Below are 22,630 nucleotides of genomic sequence, written 5' to 3' on the forward strand. Positions count from 1 at the left end.
GAACTCCGCACGGTCGGGGAAGCCGTCGCGCAGGCCCACCTGCGCCACCTCAACCCCTTCCCGAAGAACCTGGGCGAGGTCCTCGGGCGCTACGAGCGCGTGCTCGTCCCGGAGATGAACATGGGACAGCTCGCCCGGCTCCTGCGCGCCGACTTCCTCGTCGACGTCATCTCCTTCACCCAGATCAACGGCATGCCGTTCAAGGCCGGACAGCTGGCCGACGCCATTCAGGAGGCGAACCGTGGCCAGTGAGCTCCTCAACCTCGTGCCGAAGGCCGAGGCCAAGCAGTCGATGAAGGACTTCCGCTCCGACCAGGAGATCCGCTGGTGCCCGGGCTGCGGGGACTACTCCGTGCTCGCGGCCGTGCAGGGCTTCATGCCGGAGCTCGGGCTGGCGAAGGAGAACATCGTCTTCATCTCGGGGATCGGCTGCTCCTCGCGTTTCCCGTACTACATGAACACGTACGGGATGCACTCGATCCACGGCCGTGCCCCGGCCATCGCCACGGGCCTGGCCACCTCCCGCCGCGACCTGTCGGTGTGGGTGGTCACCGGCGACGGCGACGCGCTCTCCATCGGCGGGAACCACCTGATCCACGCACTGCGCCGCAACGTCAACCTGAAGATCCTGCTGTTCAACAACCGGATCTACGGGCTGACCAAGGGCCAGTACTCGCCGACCAGCGAGGTCGGCAAGATCACCAAATCCACCCCCATGGGCTCGCTCGACGCGCCCTTCAACCCCGTCTCACTGGCGCTCGGCGCCGAGGCCACCTTCGTCGCCCGGACCGTCGACTCCGACCGCAAGCACCTCACCGAGGTCCTGCGCGCCGCCGCCGACCACCAGGGCACTGCCCTGGTGGAGATCTACCAGAACTGCAGCATCTTCAACGACGGCGCCTTCGAGGTGCTGAAGGACAAGCAGACCGCCCAGGAGGCGGTGATCCGGCTGGAGCACGGGCAGCCGATCCGGTTCGGCGCCGACGGCCACAAGGGCGTCGTACGGAACCCGGCCACCGGCGACCTGGACGTGGTGGACGTGACGCCGGAGAACGAATCGGCGATCCTCGTCCACGACGCCCACGCCAAGTCCCCGACCACCGCCTTCGCGCTCTCCCGCCTGGCCGACGCGGACACCCTCCACCGCACGCCCATGGGAGTCTTCCGCGACGTCGAACGCCCCGTCTACGACACCCTGATGGCGGAGCAGCTCCAGGCGGCCGTCGACAGCAAGGGCGAGGGCGACCTGGCGGGCGTCATGGCCGGCAACGACACGTGGACGGTCGTGGCCTGAGCGGCGGAGCCGGCCCCCGGGCGGCCCACCGACACAAGAGCGTGGCTCGGCTCGTACCGGCCCCCGACCGGAACGGTCGGGGGCCGGTACCGGGTCAGACCGCCGTCCGGCTGACGGGCGTCAGGTCCATCGGCAGATCGCCGCGCGAGCTGATCCGGAGCTTGCGGTAGACGCGGGTGAGGTGCTGTTCGACGGTGCTCACCGTCAGGAAGAGCTTCGCGGAGATCTCCCGGTTGGTGAGCCCCTGGGCCGCCAGCGTCGCCACCCGCTGTTCCGAACCGCTCAGCTTGGCCCCGCCGTCCGCCGTGTGACCGCCCGGCTGCGTCCGGTCGCGTACGGGCGGGGTCAGGGGCGCGTCCGGGAGGATCTCCCGGCACAGGGCGACGGCCTCGCTGTCCTTCGCGAGGTTCCAGGCGTTGCGGATCATCGTGTTGCCCTTGGGGGAGCCCTCGTACTGGAGGGCGCGGCCGAGATCGGCCATCGCACGGGCTGTCTCGACGCGGTCGCCCGAGCGGTGCAGTTCCTCGACGGCCTGGCCCAGCAGGGCGCTCCTGCGCCGGGGTTCGCCGGTGAGGGCGCGCAGGCGCAGGGAGAGCCCGCGTACCCAGGGCCGCCGCGCGTCGGGGTGGGCGAGTTGGTCGAGTACGAGCTGCTCGGCCTGCCCGGCCTCGCCGAGGAGCAGGAGGGCCCCGGCGGCGTCGGTGCGCCAGGGGAGGTGGGCGGGGCGGTCGATGCCCCAGTCCGCCAGGAGGCGTCCGGCCTCCAGGAAGTCGGCGAGCGCGGCGTGCGGCTGGTTGACGGCGAGGCGGTGCAGGCCGCGGGCGCGCAGGTACGCCGGCCCGTGCAGGCCGGCCGGCAGCCGCGGCGGCAGCTGGCGGTCGGCGAGCCGGGAGGCCTCGGTGAACCGGCCCATGGCGCTGCACGCCCGGATCAGAACGGACGTCGGCGCGCAGTGGAACGCGCTGCCGGCCCGGTCGGGGAGGGCCTGGAGGGCGGCGGTGGCGTGGGCGTGGGCCCCGGCGAGGTCGCCGAGCCGCTGCAGGGCCTCGGCGTGGAGCGTGCCGAAGAGGGAGACCCAGCCGGGCGCGTCGGCTGCCCCCGCCTCGGCCAGCAGCTTTCGGCTCCACCGGACGGCGCGGTCGGGCTGGTCGGAGGCGGTCAGCGACCGCACGGCCTGCGCGAGCGGTGCGGCGGTGGCCTCGGCCAGCCGGCTTCCCTGCAAGAGCCGTTCGCTGACGGCCCAGGGCGTATCGAGCTCGGTGTCGAACGCCGCGGCCGGGCCTCCGGCTCCGCCGGGGGCGAGCTCCGCGGCCTCCCCGATCCGCCCCTGCGCGTACAGCAGCCCGGCGAGCAGCCGGGTGTGCTCGGTGTTCTGGGCGGCGGAGCGGTGTGCTTCGAGCAGGGCGGTGAGCCGGCGTTCGGCCGCCGCCGGGTCGAAGCGGGACGCGACCTGGGCCAGGCGTAGCCGGATCCCGTGGCGGGTCTCGGCGTCGGCGGCCGCCCGGAGGGCGAGTTCTAGGAGCCGCGTGGCGACGCGGGCGTCCCCCCGGGCCGCCAGTTCCTCGGCGGCTTCGAGCAGCACCTCGACGTCGGCGGGGTCGGAGGCGGGGTCGGGATCCGGATCGGGATCGGGATCGGCCTGGGGATCGGCGCCGAAGCCGGCGTCGAGGCCGGCGCCGAGGCCGGCTTCGGGATCGGCGGAGGCGGTCGACAGGTGCTCGGCGACGGTGGTGGCGGGTGCGCCGTCCTCCCGCAGCAGCCGGGCGGCCCGGCGGTGCAGGTCGGCGCGGACGCCGGGGGCGGTGTCCTCCAGTACGGCGGCCCGCGCGGCGGCATGCCGGAACCGGACGCCCTCCGGCCGCCCGGCGGCGGCTTCCACGAGGCCCGCGGCCTCCAGGGCGGCCAGGGCCCGCCGGGCGCCCGTCGCGGATCCGCCGAGGAGGCGTACGACCCGGTCGGGGGTGGCCTGTTCCCCGAGTACGGCCGCGGTGCGGGCGGCGGCGAGCGCGGTGGGCCCGGTGCGGTGCAGGCAGGTCGCGACGGCCTGGGCGTACGGGCCGCCCGCCTCGGGCGCGGGAGGCTGCCCGGCCCCGGTCCCGGCCACGGTCTCCTCGACGAGGGCGCGCAGCAGCAGGGGGTTGCCCCCGCTGATCCGGTGCAGATCGCCGGCGGACGGGAACCCGCCGACGGGCGCGAGCACGTCTGTCGGGGTGGCCCCGCCGCTGGAGGCGAGCCCCTCGTGCGCTAAGGACGCTCCGGTCCGCGCGGGCTCCCCGGCCGGTACGTCGGTGCCGGGAGGCCGCGGGCCATCGGCCGGGCGCAGGGCGGCGAGGGCCGCGGCCACCTCGGTGGGGGTGAGGCGGTCGAGGCGGAGTCGGGTGAAGTGCGGTTGGCGCATCAGCTCGGTGGTGAAGACCGGATCGAGGTCCTCGGCGTGCGGGGTGCCGGTCAGCACGGTCAGGACGGCGGCCGTACGGGCGTGCCGGGCCAGGTACCGGAGGTACTGGAGGGAGGCTCCGTCGGCGTGCTGGACGTCGTCGACGACGAGCACGACGGGCCGCTCGGCGCTCAGCTCCCGCAGCCGTGCGCAGAAGGCCTGCATGGCCTCCACCCGCGCCGGCGGCGAGCCCGCCCCGTCGGCCTCCGGCCCGGGCGCGGCCCCGTTGGTGAGCCCCGGCCGCGGCGCCGACACGGGCATCGGCCCCGGCGTCGGCGCGGGCAGGGCGAAGCCCGCCTCGCCGTGGGCCAGTTGCCGCAGCACACCCAGGGCGACGTGGCGCTCCTCGGGGGAGGCGACCGCGGTCAGGACCAACGCACCGGCCGCGCGGGCCCGTTCGGCGGCCGCGTCCACCAGCGCGCTCTTGCCGCAGCCCGTGGCGCCTTCGGCCAGAACGATCCGCGCGCCCCCCTCGGCGCACTCCGCGAGCGCCGTGTCCAGCGCCCCGAGCGCCGCGTCCCTGCCGACCAGCGTCATCCGTGCCCCCGTCATCGAAACCCCACCCCTCACCCCGGCCAGGGTCGAAGCCGCGCCTACAGGGGTGGTCGAGCGGGGACGGAGCAAAAAGACCCCGGGCCGCCCGGGGTGGCCACCGGCCCCCTATGCCTGCCTCCCGGCTCGGAACGCGCGACGGCACCCCGTACGGCGCCGGCGTAGGGGCCGGTCATGCGTGCGGGCCGACCCCTGCCCCGCCGGGGCGGCGGCCGAGGGGTTCCCGGTGGCGGGGGCCGGCCCCGGCGACCCGGTACCGATCGTTCCGCTGGGCAGCCTGTGGTGCTCCTCGAGCGGACTTCGAGGATTCCTCGACCCGCGGCGCCGAGCGTGACAGCGCCACGCCACCGCCGCCGCCAGCGGAAACACCTGCCACGAGAGGGCGATGCCGATGCCGACGCCGATGGAAGAACCCCGGTGCGACGCCGCGCAGCACGGGCGCATCACGGCGCCCGTCCACGTCACCGGCCCCGCCGGGCCCTGGGAAGCCGTACGGGAGGGCATGGCCCGGCGCGGCAACGCCTCCGTCCACACCACCTGGGGCGAGTGGCTGACCGCCGCCCTCGCGGAGCCCGCCCTGAGGCCGCTGCTCGGCCGGGACTGGCAGCGCTACCGCCACACCACCGATCCGGCCATCCGCTTCCGCTTCGTCGCCTCCCGGCTCGCGGTCCGGTACACGGCCGCCGCCGCCCTCGGGACCGACCCCGCCAAGCTGGACCTCTCGTACAAGCCCGGCGGGCGCCCGTACCTGCGCGGCCTGGACCAGATCGACCTGAGCCTCACCCACACCGACGAACTGATCGCGGTCGGCATCAGCCGCAACGGCCGCATCGGCATCGACACCGAACCCGCCGACCGCAGGCTGGCGTTCTCCCTGCTCCAGAACCAGGTGTGCACCGAGGCCGAGCGCGCCGAGCTCGCGGCCCTCCCCGAGGCGGAGCAGTCCGCCGGCATGCTGCGCCTGTGGACGCTGAAGGAGGCGTACACGAAGGCCCTCGGCCAGGGCCTGCGGATGGGTTTCTCCGAGTTCGGCTTCGCCACGGGCGGCGCAGGCGCCACGCCCGCCACGCCCGCCACGCCCGCCACGCCCGCCACGGGCGGCAGTCGCAGCGGCAGTGGCACCGCCAGGAGCACCGGCCACGCCGCCGACACCGGGCTGCTCGCCCCCGACGGCACCCCCGCCGCCCACGGCGAATGGGCCTTCGGCACCTACCCCGTCCTCGGCCGGTACCTCGTCAGCATCGCCTGCCACGACGCCGGGCTCGACCCGTCCCGCGACACCGCCGTGTCCACCATGCTCGACGAGGGTTTCGTCGCGATGGTCTCCGGCCTGCTGGACCCCGTGTGACCGGCAACGCCGCACGCCCCGGCCCGGAGCTCGACCCGCTCCCGGGCCGGAATCAAGCCAAGCTGTAGCGCCCACGGTGAAGCTGGGCGACGCGACACCGGCCGGACCCGGTGCCTCTGTGTCGAAAGGGCCCGTATGAGCATCGTCGAGGAAAGACCACTGGAGACCGTACTCGCGCCGGACTCCCGACCCGCGGCTCCGGTCTCCCCGCGCCGCGAGGAGACCCGCTTCGCCTCCCTGCGCGAGCGCACCGCGGAACTGCACGCGGTACGGGCGCTGGCCGAGGCCGGCCCGAGCGAGCGCGCCACCGCCGCCCAGCACGCGAAGGGCAAGCTGACCGCCCGCGAGCGCATCGAACTGCTCTTTGACGAGGGAACGTTCAACGAAGTCGAGCAGCTCCGCAAGCACCGTGCCACCGGCTTCGGCCTGGAGGACAAGAAGCCGCACACGGACGGCGTCGTCACCGGCTGGGGCAAGGTCCACGGCCGCACCGTCTTCGCGTACGCCCACGACTTCCGCATCTTCGGCGGCGCGCTGGGCGAGGCGCACGCGGAGAAGATCCACAAGCTGATGGACCTGGCCGAGGCGGCCGGCGCCCCGATCGTCGGCCTGTGCGACGGCGCGGGCGCCCGTATCCAGGAGGGCGTCACCGCGCTCGCCGGCTACGGCGGCATCTTCCAGCGCAACGTCCGCAACTCCGGCGTGATCCCGCAGATCTCCGTGATCCTGGGCCCCTGCGCCGGCGGCGCCGCGTACTCGCCCGCCCTCACGGACTTCGTGTTCATGGTGCGCGGCACCTCGCAGATGTTCATCACCGGCCCGGACGTGGTCCAGGCCGTGACCGGCGAGGCCGTCACGATGGAACACCTCGGCGGGGCCGACAGCCACGCCGGAGCCTCGGGTGTGGCGGCGTTCGCGTACGACGACGAGCAGAGCTGCCTGGAGGACGTACGCCACCTCCTGTCGCTGCTCCCCTCCAACAACCGCGAACTCTCCCCCGCCGGCGACCTGGAGGACCCGGTCGACCGGCGGTGCGAGAGCCTGCTGGACCTGGTCCCGGCCAAGCCCACCCAGGGCTACGACATCCGCGACCTCATCGAGGAGGTCGCCGACCACGGGGACTACTTCGAGGTCCACGCCCAGTGGGCGCAGAACGTCGTCTGCGCGCTGACCCGCCTCGGCGGCCACGTCGTCGGCATCGTCGCCAACCAGCCGGCGCACCTGGCGGGCGTCCTGGACATCCAGGCCTCCGAGAAGGCGGCCCGCTTCGTCCAGTTCTGCGACTCGTTCAGCATCCCGCTGGTCACACTGATCGACGTGCCCGGCTTCCTGCCGGGCGTCGACCAGGAGCACAACGGGATCATCCGGCATGGCGCGAAGCTGCTGTACGCGTACTGCAACGCGACCGTCCCGCGGATCTCGCTGATCCTGCGCAAGGCGTACGGCGGCGCGTACATCGTCATGGACTCCCGCTCCATCGGCGCGGACGTGGCGCTGGCCTGGCCGTCGAACGAGATCGCGGTGATGGGCGCGGAGGGCGCGGCGAACGTCATCTTCCGGCGCGAGATCAACGCCTCGGACGATCCCGACGCCACGCGCGCGCAGAAGATCAAGGAGTACCAGACCGAGCTGATGCATCCGTACTACGCGGCCGAACGCGGCCTCGTGGACGACGTCATCGACCCGGCCGAGACGCGCGCGCGGCTCATCTCCACCCTCGACATGCTGCGTACGAAGCACACGCAGCAGCCGAGCCGCAAGCACGGGAACGTGCCCCTGTGACCGCCCCCACGCCCGAGCCGACCCCGGGCCCCACCCCGGACGCGACCGCGGGCCCCACGCCGGGCGCGACCCCGGGCCCCACCCCGGACGCAGCCGGCGACATGTCGGCCCTCACCCTCGCGGCCTCCCTCCGCATCACCAAGGGCAACCCGACCGCGGAGGAGGTCGCGGCCCTGGCCGTGCTCCTCACCGCCCGTCTCCGGCTCCAGAGCGAGGCGCAGTCCTCACAGACGGAGGCGCGGGTGCACAAGCTGCCCCTGCGCCCCCGACCGTCCTTCATCGCGCCGGGCGCCTGGGCCTCGTAGGCCCTCACCCACCGCCCGCCCCCCACACGAAGGACGATCCCGCACGCCGCCCGGCCACCCCCCCAGGCCGGGCGGTCAGCGGCATGCCCGGGCCGCCCCCTCCCGGCCCGGGCGGCCGTCGGCACGCCCGGGGCCCCGCCCTCCCCCCGGCCCCGGGCGTGCTGCACACCCCGATCAGCTCCGCTCGATCAGCGCGGCCACGCCGTCCAGGATCCGCTCCAGCCCGAAGTCGAGCGGATCGCCCGGGCGGGAGGCGAAGGCCCCACCCGCGATGGCGGCGGTCAGCGCGGGGAACCGGTCGCCGTGGCGCGCCCACACGTCCGCCGTGAGCCGGTTCCACTCCTGCCGTCGCTCCTCGTCGTCGTCGACGAGCTGCTGCGCCAAGCCGCGTACGTGCCCCACGAGCAGCAGGAAGGCGGCGTGCTGCTGCGCGTACGGGAGACCCGTCCCCGCCATCGCGGCGAACGCCGAGTCGAGCCAGGCCAGTTGGCGGGGACCCATCAGCTGCCGGCGCATCCCCGTGGCGGCCACCATCCACGGCCGGCGCCGGTACTCCTGCCAGCACGCCCGGGCCCACACCTCCAGCCGCGGCCGCCAGCCCCCCGCAACGGCGGCGACGTCGGGCGCCGGCCCGAAGGCGGCGTCGACCATCAGGTCGAGCAGCTCCGCCTTGCCCAGGACGTAGCGGTACAGCGCTCCGCGGTACTCCTCGCCGCACCGGTCACCGGCCTGCTCGGCCACCGCGCCCTGCGGCGCGCCGGCGGCGCCCGGCAGCTGCGCATCGACAGCCCGAACGGCATCGACGAGCAGCGCTTCGTCCGGATCGGCGGCATCGAGCAGTGGATCTCGATCCGCGGCGAGGAAACGGCCAACCCGGTGATGGTCGAGATCCACGGCGGACCCGGCGCCTCCCACTCGATCTTCGCCACCCGCACCCGGTCCTGGGAGGCGCACTTCACGCTCGTGCGCTGGGACATGCGCGGCGCGGGCAAGACCTTCGGCCGCTCCGGCCCACAGGGGCAGGGCGAGATGAGCTTCGACCGGCTCTGCGAGGACGCCCTCGACGTCACCCGGTACGCCCGCGAGCGGCTCGGCGCCGACCGGGTCGTCCTCGTGGCGAGCTCGCTCGGCAGCGTCTTCGGCCTGCGCCTGGCCCGCAGCCACCCCGAGCTGTACTGCGCGTACGTCGGCACCGACCAGAACATCCTGGACGCCGGCCGCGACACCTCGGTCCACGAGGCGCTGCCGGCCCGGCTGCGCGCAGCCGGCAAGCACAAGGAGGCCGCCGCGGTGGAGGAGATGGGCCGCGCCCCGCACCCGCTCACCGCCGATCAGCGGGCCGCCTACGACAAACTGACCGTTGCCTCCGACCCGTTGACCCTGGACACCCTCAAACGGGTCGTGCTGCGCTCGCTCTGGTTCTCCCCGCTGCACTCGCTGCGCGACATCGGCCGCTACTTCGCGGGCATGAAGTTCTCCGCGCGGCTGACCCCCGCCCTCGCCGCGTTCGACGACCGCGCGGACGGCACCCGCTTCGAGCTGCCGTTCTACGTCTTCCAGGGCGACCGGGACGTGATCACCCCGCCCGAGCGCGCCCGCTCGTTCTTCGACGAGGTGGCGGCCCCGGTCAAGGAGTTCGCCCTGATCGAGGATGCCAGCCACTTCGCCGCGTTCCGCCACCCGGACCGCTTCCTGCACCTGCTGCTGACCCGCGTCCGCCCGGTGGTGAGCGGCGCGGCCGGCGGCAGCCGCGCGGCCTGACCGGTGGCCGCCGCCGGCAACCAGCGACCGGCGACCGGCGCCCCGCGACGCGCGCAGACGCCTCAGCGGCTGTGGTGGTCGGCGATCGCCTCGGCCGCCGCCCGGTGGGCGACGCGGGCCAGGACGGGGTTGCTCACGCGGTAGTGGTGCTCCGCCGTGAGTCCGAAGCGCAGCGCCCAACCGCGCCCCCGGGCCCACGTCGCGTCGTCCACGCCCGCCGCCTCCCGGAACACCTCGCGGGTGCCGGCGGACAGCAGGGTCCACGCCGCCATCACGTCGCACGCCGGATCGCCGACGCCCACGCAGCCGAAGTCGATGACCGCGCTGAGGCGGCCGCGGTGGCCGAGGACGTTCCCCGGCAGGAGATCGCCGTGCAGCCAGACGGGCGCGCCCTCCCACTGCGGGACGCGGACGGCGGCCTCCCACGCGGCGGTCGCCGCCTCCGCGTCCAGCGTGCCGTCGGCGCCCAGGTCCCTGATCGCGGCCCGGACTCCGGCATCCTCCGCACCCACCGGGCCGCCCCGGAACGACCGCGGTGCGCCGGTGGTGTCGACGCGCCGCAGCGCCGCGACGAACCGTCCCAGCCCGGCCGCGGCGTCGTGCAGCCCGCTGAGCGGCTCGTCGAAGAGGTTCTCACCGTCGAGCCAGCGGTACACCGACCACGCGAACGGGTACCCCTCGCCCGCGACCCCCTGCCCCAGCGGGACGGGTACGTCCAACGGCAGGTGCGGCGCGAGGTGCGGCAGCCAGCGCTGCTCCTTGGCGACCTGGCCTTCGGCACCGGGTATGCGGGGGAGCCGTACGCTCATGTCCTCGCCCAGCCGGTACATGGCGTTGTCCGTGCCGGCCGAGCGCACCTTCCGTACGGGCATCCCGGCCCACCGCGGGAACTGCGCCGCGACCAGCCGCCCGACGAGGGCCTCGTCGGTGTCGACCTCGTCCGGGTGCATCTTCGTGCTCGTGCCGTACATGCCGGGGAACGTACCCGCCGGACGGGTGGCCCTGCCAAGGGATTTCTCCGGCCCGCGGCGATGATGGACCCGACCCCGACCCCGACCCCGGCCCCGGCCGCCCGAGCCGGTGGGTCTCGGGCGGCGGGGTGCGGTGGAGGCTACCAGCGGTACGAGGAGACGTAGCCCGGGGCCGGCGACCCGACGCCCGTCACCACGTCGTAGCCGCGGACGGCGGCCAGCGAGCTGTCCTTGCCGAGGCTGCGGACCGAGGTCAGCAGCCCGTCCGCGGCATCGACGGCGTTCGCGAAGTCCACGCGGGCGACGGCGAGGTCGCGGTCCTTGCCCAGCGGGTGGTCGGTGACGTCATGGTAGAGCGGGGTCCCGAAGCGGAAGTAGATCGCGGGGTTCGCGAAGCCGATCGGCAGGTGGCGGGCCTGCTGCGCCAGCGCCTGCACCCCGGCGATGACCGGGGCCGCGAGCGAGGTGCCGCCGATGCGGTACTCGTCGTACGAGACCGAGCCGTCGGGCCAGCTCTGCGTCTGTCCGACGAGGAACCCGGTGTTGGGGTCCGCGACGGCCGCGATGTCCGGGACGGTGCGCATGCGCGCCGTGCCGTTTGCCTTGGCGAGGGAGTCGGGTACGACGCCCCGCTGGTAGGCGGGCTGGGCGACCGTCGCACTCGTGCCGCCGCCCGCGCCGCCCGTGTAGGTGCCCGGGAAGCCCGTCCAGCTGGTGCCGTCGGCACTCAGCGGCGCCTTGAGCGTGCCCCAGCCCGTCTCGAACTGGTAGGCGTTGCCCTTGCCCACGGCCAGTGAGGTACCGCCCACGGCGGTCACCCACGCCGAGTTGGCCGGGGTGTCGACCTGCTTCTTCCCGGTGTTGGCGACCTCGTCCCCGTTGTCGCCGGAGGAGAAGTAGAAGCCGATGCCCTCGACGGCACCCAGCTTGAACGTCCGGTCGTAGGCCGCCGCGATGTCCGGGGTCTCGTTGGCCTCGATGTCGCCCCACGAGTTCGAGACGATGTCGGCCAGCCTGCTGTCGACGACCTTGTTCAGGGCGTCGAGAAGGTCCGGGTCGTTGCACGAGGCACCCGCGACGTAGACGATGCCCGCGTCCGGTGCGACGGCGTGCACGGCCTCGACGTCGAGGGTCTCCTCCCCGTACCAGCCGGACGCGTCGCACTCCTGGGTCGCCGTGTAGTCGGCGGGCACGACCTGGCGGAGCTGGTCGGCCTTGTACGCCTTGTCGCCGTTGCGCTGCGCGTACTGGCGCGCGTCCTGGGCGATGGTCGGCGAGGCGTACGCGTCCGTGATGGCGACGGTCACCCCCTGACCGGTGTACCCGTTCGCGCCGTAGGCCGCGCGCAACTGCTGCCCCGTGTACCCCTTGACCGCGTAGGGGATCTTGGTGCCGTTGGCGTCGGGGAGGGTCTTCGCCACGTTCGACCCGAAGTAGGTGGAGAAGGGTCCGGCGTTGCGGAACCCGGCGCCCGGGCCCGGCAGCGTGTCCTGGTGCGCGGACCGGTGCGGGGCGTCGTCCAGACCGGTGACGGTGAGCACGGCGCCGGCCAGGTCCGCGGGGGCGGACGCCGCCCTGGCGGGGGCCCGGTAGACCTTGTCGCCCTTGCGGTAGCCGTGCAGCTGGGTGGCGAACGCCTTCTCCGCCGCCGCCGCGTCCCCGGAGACGGATATGTAGTGCTGGTCGGAACCGGTCACCGTGAGACCCGCCTGCCGGAGCCAGCCGGTGACGGCCCCGATCTGCTCGGCGGTCGGCCCGAACCGCAGGCTCGCCTCCGCGGGGCTCAGGTACTTCCCGTAAGCGGAGGACCGCGGGTCCGAGACGGACTCGGCGTAGGCGGTGAGCCCCTTCGCGTCCCGCCCGGCCAGGTACACCCGGGCGTTCACCTTCGCGGACGGGGCGACCGTGCCCTGGTCGGCGGAGGCGGTGGCCCAGGAGGGCTGGGTCCCCTCCAGGGCGGCCCGCCCTCCGGGGACGGGCCCGGCGGCCTGCGCGGGCGGTATCGCCAGGGCGAACGCGCCGGTGAGCAATGGGAGTGTCGCTGCCATGACACCTAGGGTGCGGCGCCCTGTGCGGGTGCTTCTCATCTCATCCCCTGCAGTGAAGTGGAGTCCGTCGAGAGCTGGTTGCGCGGACCGCCGCGAGGTGCGCGGCGTACCGCCGCAACTCTTGTCAGGAACCGTTCACGTCAGGGGCACGGAGCGATCAAGAAACCCAAAAGAGCTTGCCAGGAAAGGGAATTGACGAACCCGCAGCCGCGGCGGACCGAGGCGGTGGCCGTGCCGGGGGCCGGGGCGGTGGTGGGGCGGTGGCGGTGGCGGGGGAGGGGAGAGGAGAGGGAGCCGGGCAGGCCACTGGTGGTGGATTGGCCTGTGACCCGCAGCCGCGCACCTGAGAGGCTGGCGTCTTGAACGCCATTCCCGGGAGGTCGGCATGCAGGTAGCGGTGGTCACGTTCGACGGGTTCAACGAACTCGACAGCTTCATCGCGTCGGCCCTGATCAACCGGTGCCGCAAGGACGGCCTGGAAGCCTTCATCACCACGCCGACGCCCGTGGTCACGTCGATGAACGGCGTCGAGGTCACCGGCCAGCGCCCGATGGAGTTCATCCCGGACGCCGACGTCGTACTGATCGGCAGCGGGGTCAAGACGCGCGACGTGGTCGCCGACGACCGGCTGCTCGCCCAGCTGCCCCTGGACCCCGCGCGGCAGCTGATCGGCTCGCAGTGCTCCGGCGCGCTGGTCCTCGCCCGGCTCGGGCTGCTCGGCGGGATGCCGGCCTGCGCGGACCTGACGAGCCGCCCGTACGTCGAGGCCTGCGGCGTCACCGTGCTGGACGCGCCCTTCCACTCCGAGGGCAACATCGCCACGGCGGGCGGCTGCCTGGCCTCGCAGTACCTCGCCGCGTGGACGATCACCCGTACGCTCGGCGAGGAGGCCGCGCGGGCCGCCATCGCCTACGCCGCCCCGGTGGGCGAGCAGCGGGAGACGGTGGAGCGCACCCTGCGCGCCATCCGCACGCCCGAGTCGGTACGTCGCTGACCGAGGCGATCCGACGCCCCCCGCGCCCCCTCCGCCTACGGGCCGCCGGGAAGCCGGACCGTGACGAGGAGGCCCCCGCCGGGCCGGGGGAGAACGTCGAGGGTGCCGTCGTGGGCGCGGACGACGCTCTGCACGATGGCGAGGCCCAGGCCGGCTCCGGCGTGCTCGTCGGTGCGTACGCGGTCCGATCCGCGCCGGAAGGGTTCGGTGAGGGTCGCCACCAGGTCCGGCGGCAGCGGGGGGCCGGTGTTCTCGACCCGCAGCACGCTCGTGCCCCCGTACGCCCCGGTGTGGACCGTCACGGTGCCCCCGGCGGGGAGGTTGTGGACGATCGCGTTCTGGACGAGGTTCGTCACCATCCGCAGCAGGAGCTCCGCGGAGCCGCCGGCCGGGGCCGCTCCGCCGGTGACGTCGAGCGTGATCCGGCGCCGCTCGGCGAGGGGGAGCAGCGTTTCGGCGGCCTCTTCGGCGAGGAGGGAGAGGTCGACGCTCTCACGGGTGAAGTCCCCGCGGTCACCGCGGGCGAGCAGCAGCAGGGCCTCGGTGAGGTCGATCGCCCGCGTGTTGACCACGGACAGCCGCTCGATGAGCTCGCCCCGGTCCCGCCCGGGGTCCTTGCGGGCGACGTCGAGGAGCGTGCGCGAGATGGCCAGCGGGGTGCGCAGTTCGTGGGAGGCGTTGGCGGCGAACCGCTGCTGCTCGGCGACGTGGGATTCGAGTTGCCCGAGCATGGAGTCGAACGCGTCGGAGAGCTCGCGGAACTCGTCCTGGCGGCCCTTCATCCGGATCCGGTGGGACAGCGATCCGGTCCCGGCCGTCCGCGCCGCGTCCCTGATCTGCGTGAGCGGTGCGAGCATGCGACCGGCCAGGATCCATCCCCCGACCAGGCCGAACACGAGCAGGAAGGCCATCGCCACCGCCGCCGCGGGGGCGAAGGTGTGCACGAGGAGGTAGCGGTTGGGTGAGACCCCGAGCAGGCCCTGGCTGTTGTCGGGTACGTAGCGCAGCAGGAACCCCCACACCACGGCCAGCAGGAGGGCGCCGGCGACGGCGAGGAACCCGGCGTAGCTGAGGGTGAGTTTCAGCCGGGCGCTGATCCCGGGGCGCCTATCCATGCGTACGGCCGGGACCGGGGGCGTTCGGACCGGTCGGACCGCCAGGGGCCGGGTACGTACCGGCACCGCCGTCGGGACCGGTCTCGATGCGGTAGCCGACACCCGGCACGGTGGCGATGACCCACGGTTCCCCGAGCCGTTTGCGCAGGGCGGAGACGGTGATGCGCACGGCGTTGGTGAGGGGGTCGGCGTTCTCGTCCCAGGCCCGTTCCAGCAGCTCCTCGGCGCTGACGACCCCGCCCCCGGCGCCGACGAGTACCTCCAGCACGGCGAACTGCTTGCGGGTGAGCGCGACGTAGCGCCCGTCGCGGAAGACCTCCCGGCGGAAGGGGTCGAGCCGCAGGCCCGCGATCTCGCGCACCGGCGGCCGGGCGTACGCGCGCCTGCGGTCGAGGGCCCTCAGCCGCAGGACGAGCTCCCTCAGCTCGAAGGGCTTGGTGAGGTAGTCGTCGGCGCCGAGCCCGAACCCGGAGGCCTTGTCGTCGATCCGGTCGGCGGCGGTGAGCATGAGGATCGGGATGCCGCTGCCGGAGGCGACGATGCGCCGGGCGACCTCGTCGCCGGAGGGGCCGGGGATGTCGCGGTCGAGGACCGCGAGGTCGTAGGAGTGGATGCTGAGCAGTTCCAGGGCTGAGTCGCCGTCCCCGGCGATGTCGGCGGCGATCGCCTCCAGCCGCAGACCGTCCCGGACGGCCTCGGCCAGGTAGGGCTCGTCCTCCACGATCAGTACGCGCATGCCCCGAAGCCTAAGCAGCCGCGGAGGTCGCCGGTGCATGCGCGGACGTGCGCGAGGGCGTGCGCCACCAGCGGCGTGAAGCCAGGCCGGCCAGTACGGCGCCCGCCGCGTTGACCAGTACGTCGTCCACGGAGGACACCCGGTCCAGCCACAGGACGTACTGCGCGCTCTCGACGAGGGCCGAGCAGCCCGCCCCGAGCGCCAGGATCCGGGGCAGGGAGGCCAGGGCCGGGAAGCGGATCGGGGCGAAGAACCCCAGCGGGGCGAAGACCAGCAGGTTGCCGACGATCCCGAGCGGCCCCATCGTGACCAGGTCCCGCAGCGGTACCAGGCTCACCCGGGCGGGGGCGCTGCCGGGCGCGGCGCCGGGCATCATGGTCAGCCACAGGAACGGCACCGTCCCGTGGACCATGCCCACCTCGGCCAGCGAGAGCCGCCACGCGGAGGAGCCGCCGGTGCCGGTGCTGGTGCCGCCGCCGGCCGTCCGTACGCGTGCAGGCCGTACGCGCGCAGTGCGTACGCGCGCCAGGACCCACGCGGCCGCCACGGCCAGGGGCAGCGTGACCAGCGTCATGAGCACGACTCCGTTGAAGGTGTCGTAGCAGCCGTGCCAGCGCCCGGCCATGCACCGCGGAGCGGACATCATGAGCGGCCCGCGCAGGAGGAACAGCGCGCCGGCCACACCGAGCACCGCGAGGCCGGGGAGCACGGCCCGGCGCGCGCGCCGGGCCGGCGCCGAGGGGGATGCGTCGTGGTTCATGCCCCCATGGGAGACGAAGGTCCGTTGCGCCGACGTATGCGGTTTTCGATATGCCCGCGATATACGGCGCAAGCCCCCGCAGGTCAGGCGAAGGGGCCTTCCGTCAGGAAGCGGCGCAGGTCGTGGGCGAAGCGTTCGGCCTCGCCCGGCGGCCACGAGGCGAGGCTCGCCGTGATGTGCGCGGCCAGCCGGGCGCGCAACTGCGCCACCGCGGCCCGGCCCTGCTCGGTGAGGACGAGCAGGTGCGCGCGCCCGTCGGCGGGGTCCGGTTCGCGGCGCAGGAGCCCGGCGGCCTCCAGCCGGGAGGCCCGGCGGGTGACGCCGGAGCGGTCGACCCCGATGTCGGGCGCCAGGTCGGCGGCGCTGCGCGGGCCCGTCCGGGCCAGGGTGCTGAGGACGGGGTACGTCAGCTCGTCCACCCCCTCACCCATGCCCTCGGTGATCCGCCGGTGCAGCTGCGTGCGCGTGCTGCGCCGGAGCAGCATGCCCAGCGCGTCCGCGATCTCGTGACCTGCTTGGTTCTCCACGGGAAAAGAATAGCGTGCGCGGCGCACGCTGTTGGTGTTACAGTCGGGGAGAAGCGTGCGAAGCGCACGCACTTCTCCTCCTTCATTCCATCTCTCCGTAGGGAACTCCCATGAACCGCACCGGTATCGAAGCCGCTCTCAACGACCTGATCTTCAACCGCGACCTCACCGTCGAGGAAGCCGCGGACCGCCACTTCACCCCGGAGTACCGCCAGCGCACGGACGGGGAGTGGGCCGACCGCGCCGAGTTCATCGAGCACATCGCCCACGTGCGCGCAGTGGTGGCCGGCGGCCACGTCGTGGTGCACGAGGAGCTGTACGACGACGGCAAGTACGCCGACCGGCACACGGCCCACATCGTCAAGAAGGACGGTTCGACCGTGCGCATGGAGGTCTACGTGTTCGCGGACCTCGCCCCCGACGGCCGTTTCCAGCGCATCGAGGAGACCACCCTGATGCTGGAGGGCTCCGCCGCCGACCGCACCATCGGCAGCGCCCGCTAGACACCCGGGCACGGGCCCTCGGGCATGGCCTCTCAGGCGCGGGCCCCCAGGCGCGGGCCCTCAGGCGCGAGCCCTCAGGCGCGGGCCCTCGGGGCGGGCCCTCAGGCGCGGGCCCTCGGGGCGGGCCCTCAGGCGCGGGCCGCCGCCGCGGAGCGGGTCAGGGCGCGGATGGCGGTCTCCTGGGAGTAGGCGAGCATCCCGATCGTCATCGCGCTCATGACCACCGCGAACAGCACGTGGCCCAGGGTCGAGGTCACGGCCAGGCCCACGGCGTTCAGGGCGAAGTGGCTGCCGACCCGCAGGGCGATGAGCGCGAAGGCGATCTTGCGGGTGTCCTTGCCGCGCCACAGCGCCTTCGCCAGCCTGATCCGGCTGCGCATCATCGTCAGCGAGACGGTGATGTTCACGGCCAGCAGGACCAGCAGGACGGCCCAGGCCGAGGGAAAGGCCTTCAGGATGTCGAAGGCGGCCGCGAGCACGCCCTCGAAACCGAAGAACCAGAGCGGCAGCCGGTAGTCGGCCGGTGCCGTCGTGCTGGTGTCGATCGCCTCGGCCGGTGCCTTCTCGGTCTTCGTCTTCAGGATGTTCATGTCGTTCCCCCGCGGTCGGTGTGATGATCACAGTCTGGCCGGGGCGGGGGGCTCGGGGCAGAGCCCCGGGTCACACGTGCCGTATGACAGCTGTCATGTGCCGGGCGACGGCGCCCGCCTGACGGTGTGATGGGATACGCCGTATGGGTCGCACCGGACAAGAGGACCAGCCGCCGTCGGGGATGCCCGTACCGCCCATCGACCCCGAACTGGCCGTCGCCCTCGACGCCTTGGACGAGGAGTCACGGGCGCCGATCACCCCGGAGAACCTCGCCGCCCGGCAGGAGCGGGACGCCGCCTCCCGGCCCCGCCCGACGGCCGAGGACCTCCGCGCCGGCGGCCGTTTCGAGGTCACCGAGCTCCGCGTCCCGGGGCCCCTGGGCGCCCCCGACGTCACGCTCGTCAGCGCACGCCCCTGCGGGCTCGCGGGGCGGCCCCTGCCCCTCCTGTACTACATGCACGGCGGCGGCATGGTCATGGGCAACGCCTGGTCCGTGCTCCCGCGCATCCTCCGCGAATGGGCCCTCCCGCTGGAGCTGGCCGTCCTCTCCGTCGAGTACCGCCTCGCGCCGCGGGCGCGCTACCCCGAACCCCTGGAGGACTGCTACGCCGGCCTCCTCTGGGCGGCCGGCCACGCGGCCGAGCTCGGCATCGACCCCGACCGCATCGTCATCGGCGGCAAGAGCGCCGGCGGCGGCCTCGCCGCGGCCCTCGCCCTCCTCACCCGCGACCGCGGCGGCCCCGTCCCCCTGGGCCAACTGCTGCTCTGCCCCATGCTCGACGACCGCGGCACCACCTTCTCCGGCCGCCAGATGACCGGCCTCGGCGTCTGGGACCTCACCTCCGACACCACCGCCTGGCAGGCCCTGCTGGGCGAGCGCCACGGCGCCGCGGACCTGCCGCCCTATGCGGCCCCCGCCCGCGCCACGGACCTCTCCGGACTCCCGCCGGCCTTCATCGAGGTCGGCTCGGCCGAGATCCACCGCGACGAGGACGTGGCGTACGCGAACGCCCTCTGGCAGGCCGGCGGCCAGGCCGAACTCCACGTCTGGCCCGGCGCGTACCACGGCTTCGACGGCCTGGCCCCCGAGGCGGCCCTCACCCGCGCCGCCCGCGAAACCCGCACCCGCTGGCTCACCCGCCTCCTGACCCGACCGCCGGCCCCGGCACCCGGGCCGTAGGGCCGCCGCACCCGGCTGCGCCGGACGGGGGTTCCGCGGCCGGTTTCGCGCGTCCGCCCTCGTGACTAGGCTGCCCCACATGACGATTCGCGCTGTGGTGTTCGATGTCGGCGAATGCCTCGTGGACGAGACCCGGGAGTACGGGACGTGGGCCGACTGGCTCGGAGTGCCCCGCCACACGTTCGCGGCCGTCTTCGGCGCGGTCGTGGCGCAGGGTCGCGACTACCGCGAGGTCTTCCAGGAGTTCCGCCCCGGCTTCGACCTGACCGAGCAGCGTGATGCCCGTGCGGCCGCCGGCCAGCCGGAGCACTTCGACGAGAGCGACCTCTACCCGGATGTCCGCCCGGCCCTGGCCAGACTGCGCGCCGACGGTCTGTGGCTGGGCATCGCCGGGAACCAGACGGTTCGCGCGGGTGGCATCCTGCGGAAGCTCTTCCGTGACGACGTCGACCTGATCGGCACGTCAGACGACTGGGGCGCGAGCAAGCCCGACCCGAAGTTCTTCGAACGGGTCGCCGACGTCGTACCGTTCGCCAACGACGAGATCCTCTACGTCGGTGACCGCGTGGACAATGACCTCCGGCCCGGCGCGAAGGCGGGGATGCACACCGCGCTCCTTCGCAGGGGCCCGTGGGCCTTGATCCAGTGGGACACTCCCGAGGCCCGCGAGCTGCCGACGTTTCGCATCGAGAGCCTCGCCGACCTGTCGCCCAGGATCGCGGAGTTCAACAGGCAAGGGCGCTGACCACGGCACCCCAGCCGTAGAGCCGGTCATCGAGGTCGCGTACGTACTGCTCGTGCTCCCACGGGCCGAGCGCACGCCGCACTACCCTGACACGCTCCAGGCCAGTGGCGTACCAGTGCGTTTCCAGCAGCTCCAGTGCGCGAACGGCGTACTGGGCCGCGTCCTGCGGGCGTCCGGCGGCGGCTTCCACCGCGCCGAGGTCTCCGAGGATTACCGTGCGCTGTTTGTCGGCATCGTGGGGGAGTCCATCGAGCACGTGGAGGAGCGTTTCGCGGGCCTGCGGCAGGTGCCCGGCAGTCAGTTGCACGTTGCCTTTGAAGGCGGCAAGTCGGATGGGACTGAACCAGTCCATCCACTCGGGCATGGGTCGGCCGTCGGTTTCCTCGACGACGCTCTCCGCGTGGGCGATCAGGTCGAGGGCCGCTCGCGTGTCTCCGCTGCGGGTGGCGCACTCCGCCTCGACCGCGTCCAGCCATGCCACGAAGTGGCCACCGGCTTGTCCGCGTCGGCCGTAGGTGCGGGCCGCGACCATGCGCTCTGTAGCAGCGGGTCGCTGCCCGGTCCATCCGGGGATGAATGCCATGTGGGCGAGGACCGCGGAGCCGAGCAGAGCGTCGTCCGCCTGCCCGGCGGCTTGAAGAGCGCGCACCCACGTGTCTCCGGCGCGATCGGGTTCGCGGAGGTCGAAGAACTCGATGCGACCCGCGAGCATCCAACTCTCCGCGAGGGCAGCGGCAAGTGTCTGGCGGGTGCGACCTGTGGTCGCGTCGAGGAGTTGGCCGCCGAGGGTCGCGTGCGCCGCGACGGCGGGGTGCAGTATCGCGGGTGTGACGGTCGAGTAGAGCCGGCGGTGCGCGCGGGTGACGGCGCAGAAATCGGTTCCGGCGGTGGCCGGCTGCGGCGCACTGGTGGTTCGTACGGGGCCGCGGTTGGCGGGCGCGATAAGGCTCGCCGCTGCCTGCGGCCCGGTGCCGGGCGGCACGTTGAACCCGAGCTCGTCCAGGGGGCGCCCGAGGACGTCGACGAGGGCCTGCCTCACCTCGGGCTGGGGCAGGGGCGGGTTCTCGGCCTCGTAGCGGCGGGCCTGGCGCAGGCCGATGTGGGTTCCGCGTGCAGCGAGGGCATCGACGAGTTCCTGCTGAGTGCGGTACCCGGCGGCTTGGCGGGCCGCCTTGAACCGTGCATTTCCGACGGGTCGGGCACATCGCGTCCGGGATGGAAGGCGAGCTGATGGCCGTCCAGCATGAAGACGTCTCGGGCAGTCCGGCGTACGAGCGATGGGTCGACGTGGCGTACGTGCGGGGGCCGTCCGGCCGTGAAATCTCGACGGCTGTCGGCAACATCGAGGCCGTGTGATGGAGACGGAGAGCAAGTTTCCGCGCTGGCCCGTCCCGCCGGATTCGTGCAAGGAGTGTGCCGAGCACGTCGCTGCGCGCTTCGAGGCTCAGGTGGTGCGTGACCGCTCCCGTGTCAGCGACATGAACGTGCTGATCATGAGGCATCACCCCGAGCTGCGGGCCCACGGGTGACCAAGCGCCTTCCTGAGTGTTCCAGAACGAGACTGTCCTCCAGACCGGGCTTTCCCGGTGTGGTCCGGCGGCGTCGGTCGTTCGTGGCAGCTCTCGTCGCCGCCGTAGGTCGGCTACCGGCGCATTCGCCGGGGTCCGGGACTCGGGACACTTCGCGCGGGTGGTTTACCCGGCACAGCCGCCGGGCGATGACATGGCCTCGCCTACCTTCGTTCCGTAGTCGAATGACTACCGTGCGTGAACGGAGATGCGGATGCGTTTGAGGTCCATCGGCCGACTGGCAGCCCTCGCCCTGCCGGCCCGTCCCGGGGGAGCCCCGCGGCACCCCGTTTCCTCCCGGCTGCGGACGGGGGCCCTGGCCGTCGGGCTCACGTTGGCGGTGTCCGCGCTCGTGCCCTCGGGCTCCGCCGGTGCGGCCGATCAGTACCAGTGGGCCGCGCTGGGTGACTCGTACACCGCCGGCGGGTTCGTCGGAGTCCCGCAACCCCCGCTCGGTGATGCCTCGCGCGACGGCTGCGACCGCACCACCAACGCCTACCCCGACGTCGTCGACCGGGAGCTCGACGAGTTCCCGCCCGGCAAGCCCGTCCACCTGACCAACGTCAGCTGCGGCAACGCCACCATCGCCGACATCGCCAACACCGGGCAGACACCGATCAGCCCGGTCCAGCCCCCCACCGGAGGATGGCGCGCAGTGGACCCGCAGATCAAGCGGGCCAAGCTCAACGACGGGACCGACGTCGTCACCATCGGCGTCGGCGGCAACAGCCTGCCGTTCGGCGGCATGCTCCTCAAGTGCCTCGAACTGGGTGTGACGCCAGGCAAGTCCTGCCGCGACCACTACACCAGTCCTCCCGAGGGGGAGGAGAGCATCCAGGACAAGCTCGCCAGGGTCCAGGACGAGTACGTCGAAATGCTGGCCAAGGTGCACGAGGCCGCCCCCAACGCGAAGGTGATCACCGTCGGCTATCCGGCCGTCCTGCCGCAGGAGGGCAGTGACTGCAACCGCCTCTCCCTCACCGAGCTGGGCGGAATCAAGCACACCGACATCGACTGGCTCCGTGACGACGTCCTCAAGTCGCTGAACAGCACGATCCAGCGGGTCGCGTCGTTCTTCGGCGACCGTTACGTGGACGTCTACTCCTCCAGCGTGGGCCACGACGCCTGCCAGCCCGCCGGCACCAAGTGGGTCGAGGGAATCTGCGGCGACGCCGAGGACTACTGGCCCGCCAAGCTCCCCGGCACCCTGCTGAACTGCGCTCCCATCAACAAGCGCCTCACCCTCGTCCACCCCAACGCCCAAGGCCACGCCAACACCGCCGCCCACGTCGAGCGGGCCATCCGCATCGCCCTCCTCGACCGCTGACCCTGGCCTGACAGTCGCGGCCCCGGTCGGCGGACAGCGGCCGGGTCCGCGGCCGCGGCGGACCCGCATCGGCGGGACCGCATCCG

21 protein-coding genes and 1 pseudogene are annotated in these 22,630 nt (G+C 73.3%); 12 read left to right on the forward strand and 10 right to left on the reverse strand.

What is annotated here, in order from left to right:
• Together ACS04_RS30950 and ACS04_RS30955 are read left to right on the forward strand one after the other, a co-directional pair.
• Positions 1-252, forward strand: a pseudogene (locus ACS04_RS30950) (2-oxoacid:acceptor oxidoreductase subunit alpha); the annotation flags it as partial.
• 40 nt (positions 253-292) lie between these two features.
• On the forward strand, positions 293-1,294 hold the full coding sequence (locus ACS04_RS30955) for a 2-oxoacid:ferredoxin oxidoreductase subunit beta (RefSeq protein WP_048480180.1): 1,002 nt from the start codon (positions 293-295) through the stop codon (positions 1,292-1,294).
• Between the two features lie 94 nt (positions 1,295-1,388).
• Here the strand turns inward: ACS04_RS30955 and ACS04_RS40190 are convergent, their stop codons facing one another.
• Positions 1,389-4,301 (reverse strand): helix-turn-helix transcriptional regulator, encoded by a 2,913-nt coding sequence (locus tag ACS04_RS40190; protein ID WP_280921038.1) that lies wholly within the window; start codon positions 4,299-4,301, stop codon positions 1,389-1,391.
• Between the two features lie 385 nt (positions 4,302-4,686).
• On the opposite strand from ACS04_RS40190, the gene ACS04_RS30965 reads away from it, so the two are divergent.
• The 3 genes from ACS04_RS30965 to ACS04_RS30975 all read left to right on the forward strand — a co-directional run bounded on the left by ACS04_RS30965 (position 4,687) and on the right by ACS04_RS30975 (position 7,718).
• Positions 4,687-5,631 (forward strand): 4'-phosphopantetheinyl transferase family protein, encoded by a 945-nt coding sequence (locus ACS04_RS30965; protein ID WP_048480182.1) that lies wholly within the window; start codon positions 4,687-4,689, stop codon positions 5,629-5,631.
• A gap of 135 nt (positions 5,632-5,766) precedes the next feature.
• Complete coding sequence (locus tag ACS04_RS30970) at positions 5,767-7,413, forward strand: acyl-CoA carboxylase subunit beta (RefSeq protein WP_078865534.1); 1,647 nt, start codon at positions 5,767-5,769, stop codon at positions 7,411-7,413.
• Positions 7,410-7,718 carry an acyl-CoA carboxylase epsilon subunit gene (locus ACS04_RS30975; protein WP_048480129.1) on the forward strand — a complete coding sequence of 103 codons (309 nt, stop codon included), beginning with the start codon at positions 7,410-7,412 and terminating at the stop codon, positions 7,716-7,718. The genes ACS04_RS30970 and ACS04_RS30975 overlap by 4 nt, the downstream gene beginning before the upstream one ends.
• Before the next feature lie 174 nt (positions 7,719-7,892).
• On the opposite strand, the gene ACS04_RS39825 is transcribed toward ACS04_RS30975, so the two are convergent.
• A complete protein-coding gene (locus ACS04_RS39825) occupies positions 7,893-8,612 on the reverse strand; it encodes a TetR/AcrR family transcriptional regulator C-terminal domain-containing protein (protein WP_245236629.1) in 720 nt (239 codons plus the stop codon).
• Between ACS04_RS39825 and ACS04_RS30985 the strand changes: the two genes are divergently transcribed.
• On the forward strand, positions 8,598-9,479 hold the full coding sequence (locus ACS04_RS30985) for an alpha/beta fold hydrolase (protein ID WP_245236637.1): 882 nt from the start codon (positions 8,598-8,600) through the stop codon (positions 9,477-9,479). The two genes, ACS04_RS39825 and ACS04_RS30985, sit on opposite strands and share 15 nt — an antisense overlap.
• 62 nt (positions 9,480-9,541) lie before the next feature.
• On the opposite strand, the gene ACS04_RS30990 is transcribed toward ACS04_RS30985, so the two are convergent.
• Entirely contained in the window at positions 9,542-10,450 is a 909-nt protein-coding gene (locus ACS04_RS30990; RefSeq protein WP_048480130.1) for an aminoglycoside phosphotransferase family protein, read from the reverse strand.
• Between the two features lie 140 nt (positions 10,451-10,590).
• Positions 10,591-12,537, reverse strand: a complete 1,947-nt coding sequence (locus ACS04_RS30995) for a S53 family peptidase (RefSeq protein ID WP_048480131.1) — start codon at positions 12,535-12,537, stop codon at positions 10,591-10,593.
• Between the two features lie 346 nt (positions 12,538-12,883).
• Here ACS04_RS30995 and ACS04_RS31000 point away from each other — a divergent pair, with 346 nt between their 5' ends.
• Entirely contained in the window at positions 12,884-13,492 is a 609-nt protein-coding gene (locus ACS04_RS31000; protein WP_048480132.1) for a DJ-1/PfpI family protein, read from the forward strand.
• 35 nt (positions 13,493-13,527) lie between these two features.
• On the opposite strand, the gene ACS04_RS31005 is transcribed toward ACS04_RS31000, so the two are convergent.
• The 4 genes from ACS04_RS31005 to ACS04_RS31020 form a co-directional block, all read right to left on the reverse strand.
• A complete protein-coding gene (locus ACS04_RS31005; RefSeq protein WP_048480186.1) occupies positions 13,528-14,607 on the reverse strand; it encodes a sensor histidine kinase in 1,080 nt (359 codons plus the stop codon).
• The gene (locus tag ACS04_RS31010; RefSeq protein ID WP_048480133.1) at positions 14,600-15,343 is read right to left on the reverse strand and encodes a response regulator transcription factor; all 744 of its coding nucleotides are present in this window, start codon (positions 15,341-15,343) and stop codon (positions 14,600-14,602) included. The genes ACS04_RS31005 and ACS04_RS31010 overlap by 8 nt, the downstream gene beginning before the upstream one ends.
• A 10-nt stretch (positions 15,344-15,353) precedes the next feature.
• On the reverse strand, positions 15,354-16,103 hold the full coding sequence (locus tag ACS04_RS31015; RefSeq protein ID WP_048480134.1) for a VanZ family protein: 750 nt from the start codon (positions 16,101-16,103) through the stop codon (positions 15,354-15,356).
• A gap of 83 nt (positions 16,104-16,186) precedes the next feature.
• A complete protein-coding gene (locus ACS04_RS31020; protein ID WP_048480135.1) occupies positions 16,187-16,630 on the reverse strand; it encodes a MarR family winged helix-turn-helix transcriptional regulator in 444 nt (147 codons plus the stop codon).
• Positions 16,631-16,740: 110 nt separating this feature from the next.
• Between ACS04_RS31020 and ACS04_RS31025 the strand changes: the two genes are divergently transcribed.
• Positions 16,741-17,133 carry a hypothetical protein gene (locus ACS04_RS31025; protein ID WP_048480136.1) on the forward strand — a complete coding sequence of 131 codons (393 nt, stop codon included), beginning with the start codon at positions 16,741-16,743 and terminating at the stop codon, positions 17,131-17,133.
• 128 nt (positions 17,134-17,261) lie between these two features.
• Here ACS04_RS31025 and ACS04_RS31030 read toward each other — a convergent pair whose 3' ends face one another.
• The gene (locus ACS04_RS31030; RefSeq protein WP_048480137.1) at positions 17,262-17,723 is read right to left on the reverse strand and encodes a hypothetical protein; all 462 of its coding nucleotides are present in this window, start codon (positions 17,721-17,723) and stop codon (positions 17,262-17,264) included.
• A 143-nt stretch (positions 17,724-17,866) separates the two neighbouring features.
• Between ACS04_RS31030 and ACS04_RS31035 the strand changes: the two genes are divergently transcribed.
• Both ACS04_RS31035 and ACS04_RS31040 read left to right on the forward strand, forming a co-directional pair.
• Complete coding sequence (locus ACS04_RS31035; RefSeq protein WP_245236631.1) at positions 17,867-18,904, forward strand: alpha/beta hydrolase; 1,038 nt, start codon at positions 17,867-17,869, stop codon at positions 18,902-18,904.
• Positions 18,905-18,983: 79 nt separating this feature from the next.
• Positions 18,984-19,649 (forward strand): HAD family hydrolase, encoded by a 666-nt coding sequence (locus ACS04_RS31040; protein ID WP_048480187.1) that lies wholly within the window; start codon positions 18,984-18,986, stop codon positions 19,647-19,649.
• Here ACS04_RS31040 and ACS04_RS36980 read toward each other — a convergent pair.
• A complete protein-coding gene (locus ACS04_RS36980; protein WP_078865543.1) occupies positions 19,630-20,928 on the reverse strand; it encodes an NsdA family TPR-like regulatory protein in 1,299 nt (432 codons plus the stop codon). The two genes, ACS04_RS31040 and ACS04_RS36980, sit on opposite strands and share 20 nt — an antisense overlap.
• Between ACS04_RS36980 and ACS04_RS40195 the strand changes: the two genes are divergently transcribed.
• Positions 20,880-21,005 carry a hypothetical protein gene (locus tag ACS04_RS40195; RefSeq protein ID WP_280921041.1) on the forward strand — a complete coding sequence of 42 codons (126 nt, stop codon included), beginning with the start codon at positions 20,880-20,882 and terminating at the stop codon, positions 21,003-21,005. The two genes, ACS04_RS36980 and ACS04_RS40195, sit on opposite strands and share 49 nt — an antisense overlap.
• Positions 21,006-21,431: 426 nt before the next feature.
• Positions 21,432-22,544, forward strand: coding sequence for an SGNH/GDSL hydrolase family protein (locus ACS04_RS31050; protein WP_245236633.1), 1,113 nt, complete (start codon positions 21,432-21,434; stop codon positions 22,542-22,544).
• Positions 22,545-22,630: the final 86 nt, after the last annotated feature.

Origin of the sequence: Streptomyces roseus (assembly GCF_001044425.1) — a bacterium.
GTDB classification, from domain to species: domain Bacteria; phylum Actinomycetota; class Actinomycetes; order Streptomycetales; family Streptomycetaceae; genus Streptomyces; species Streptomyces roseus.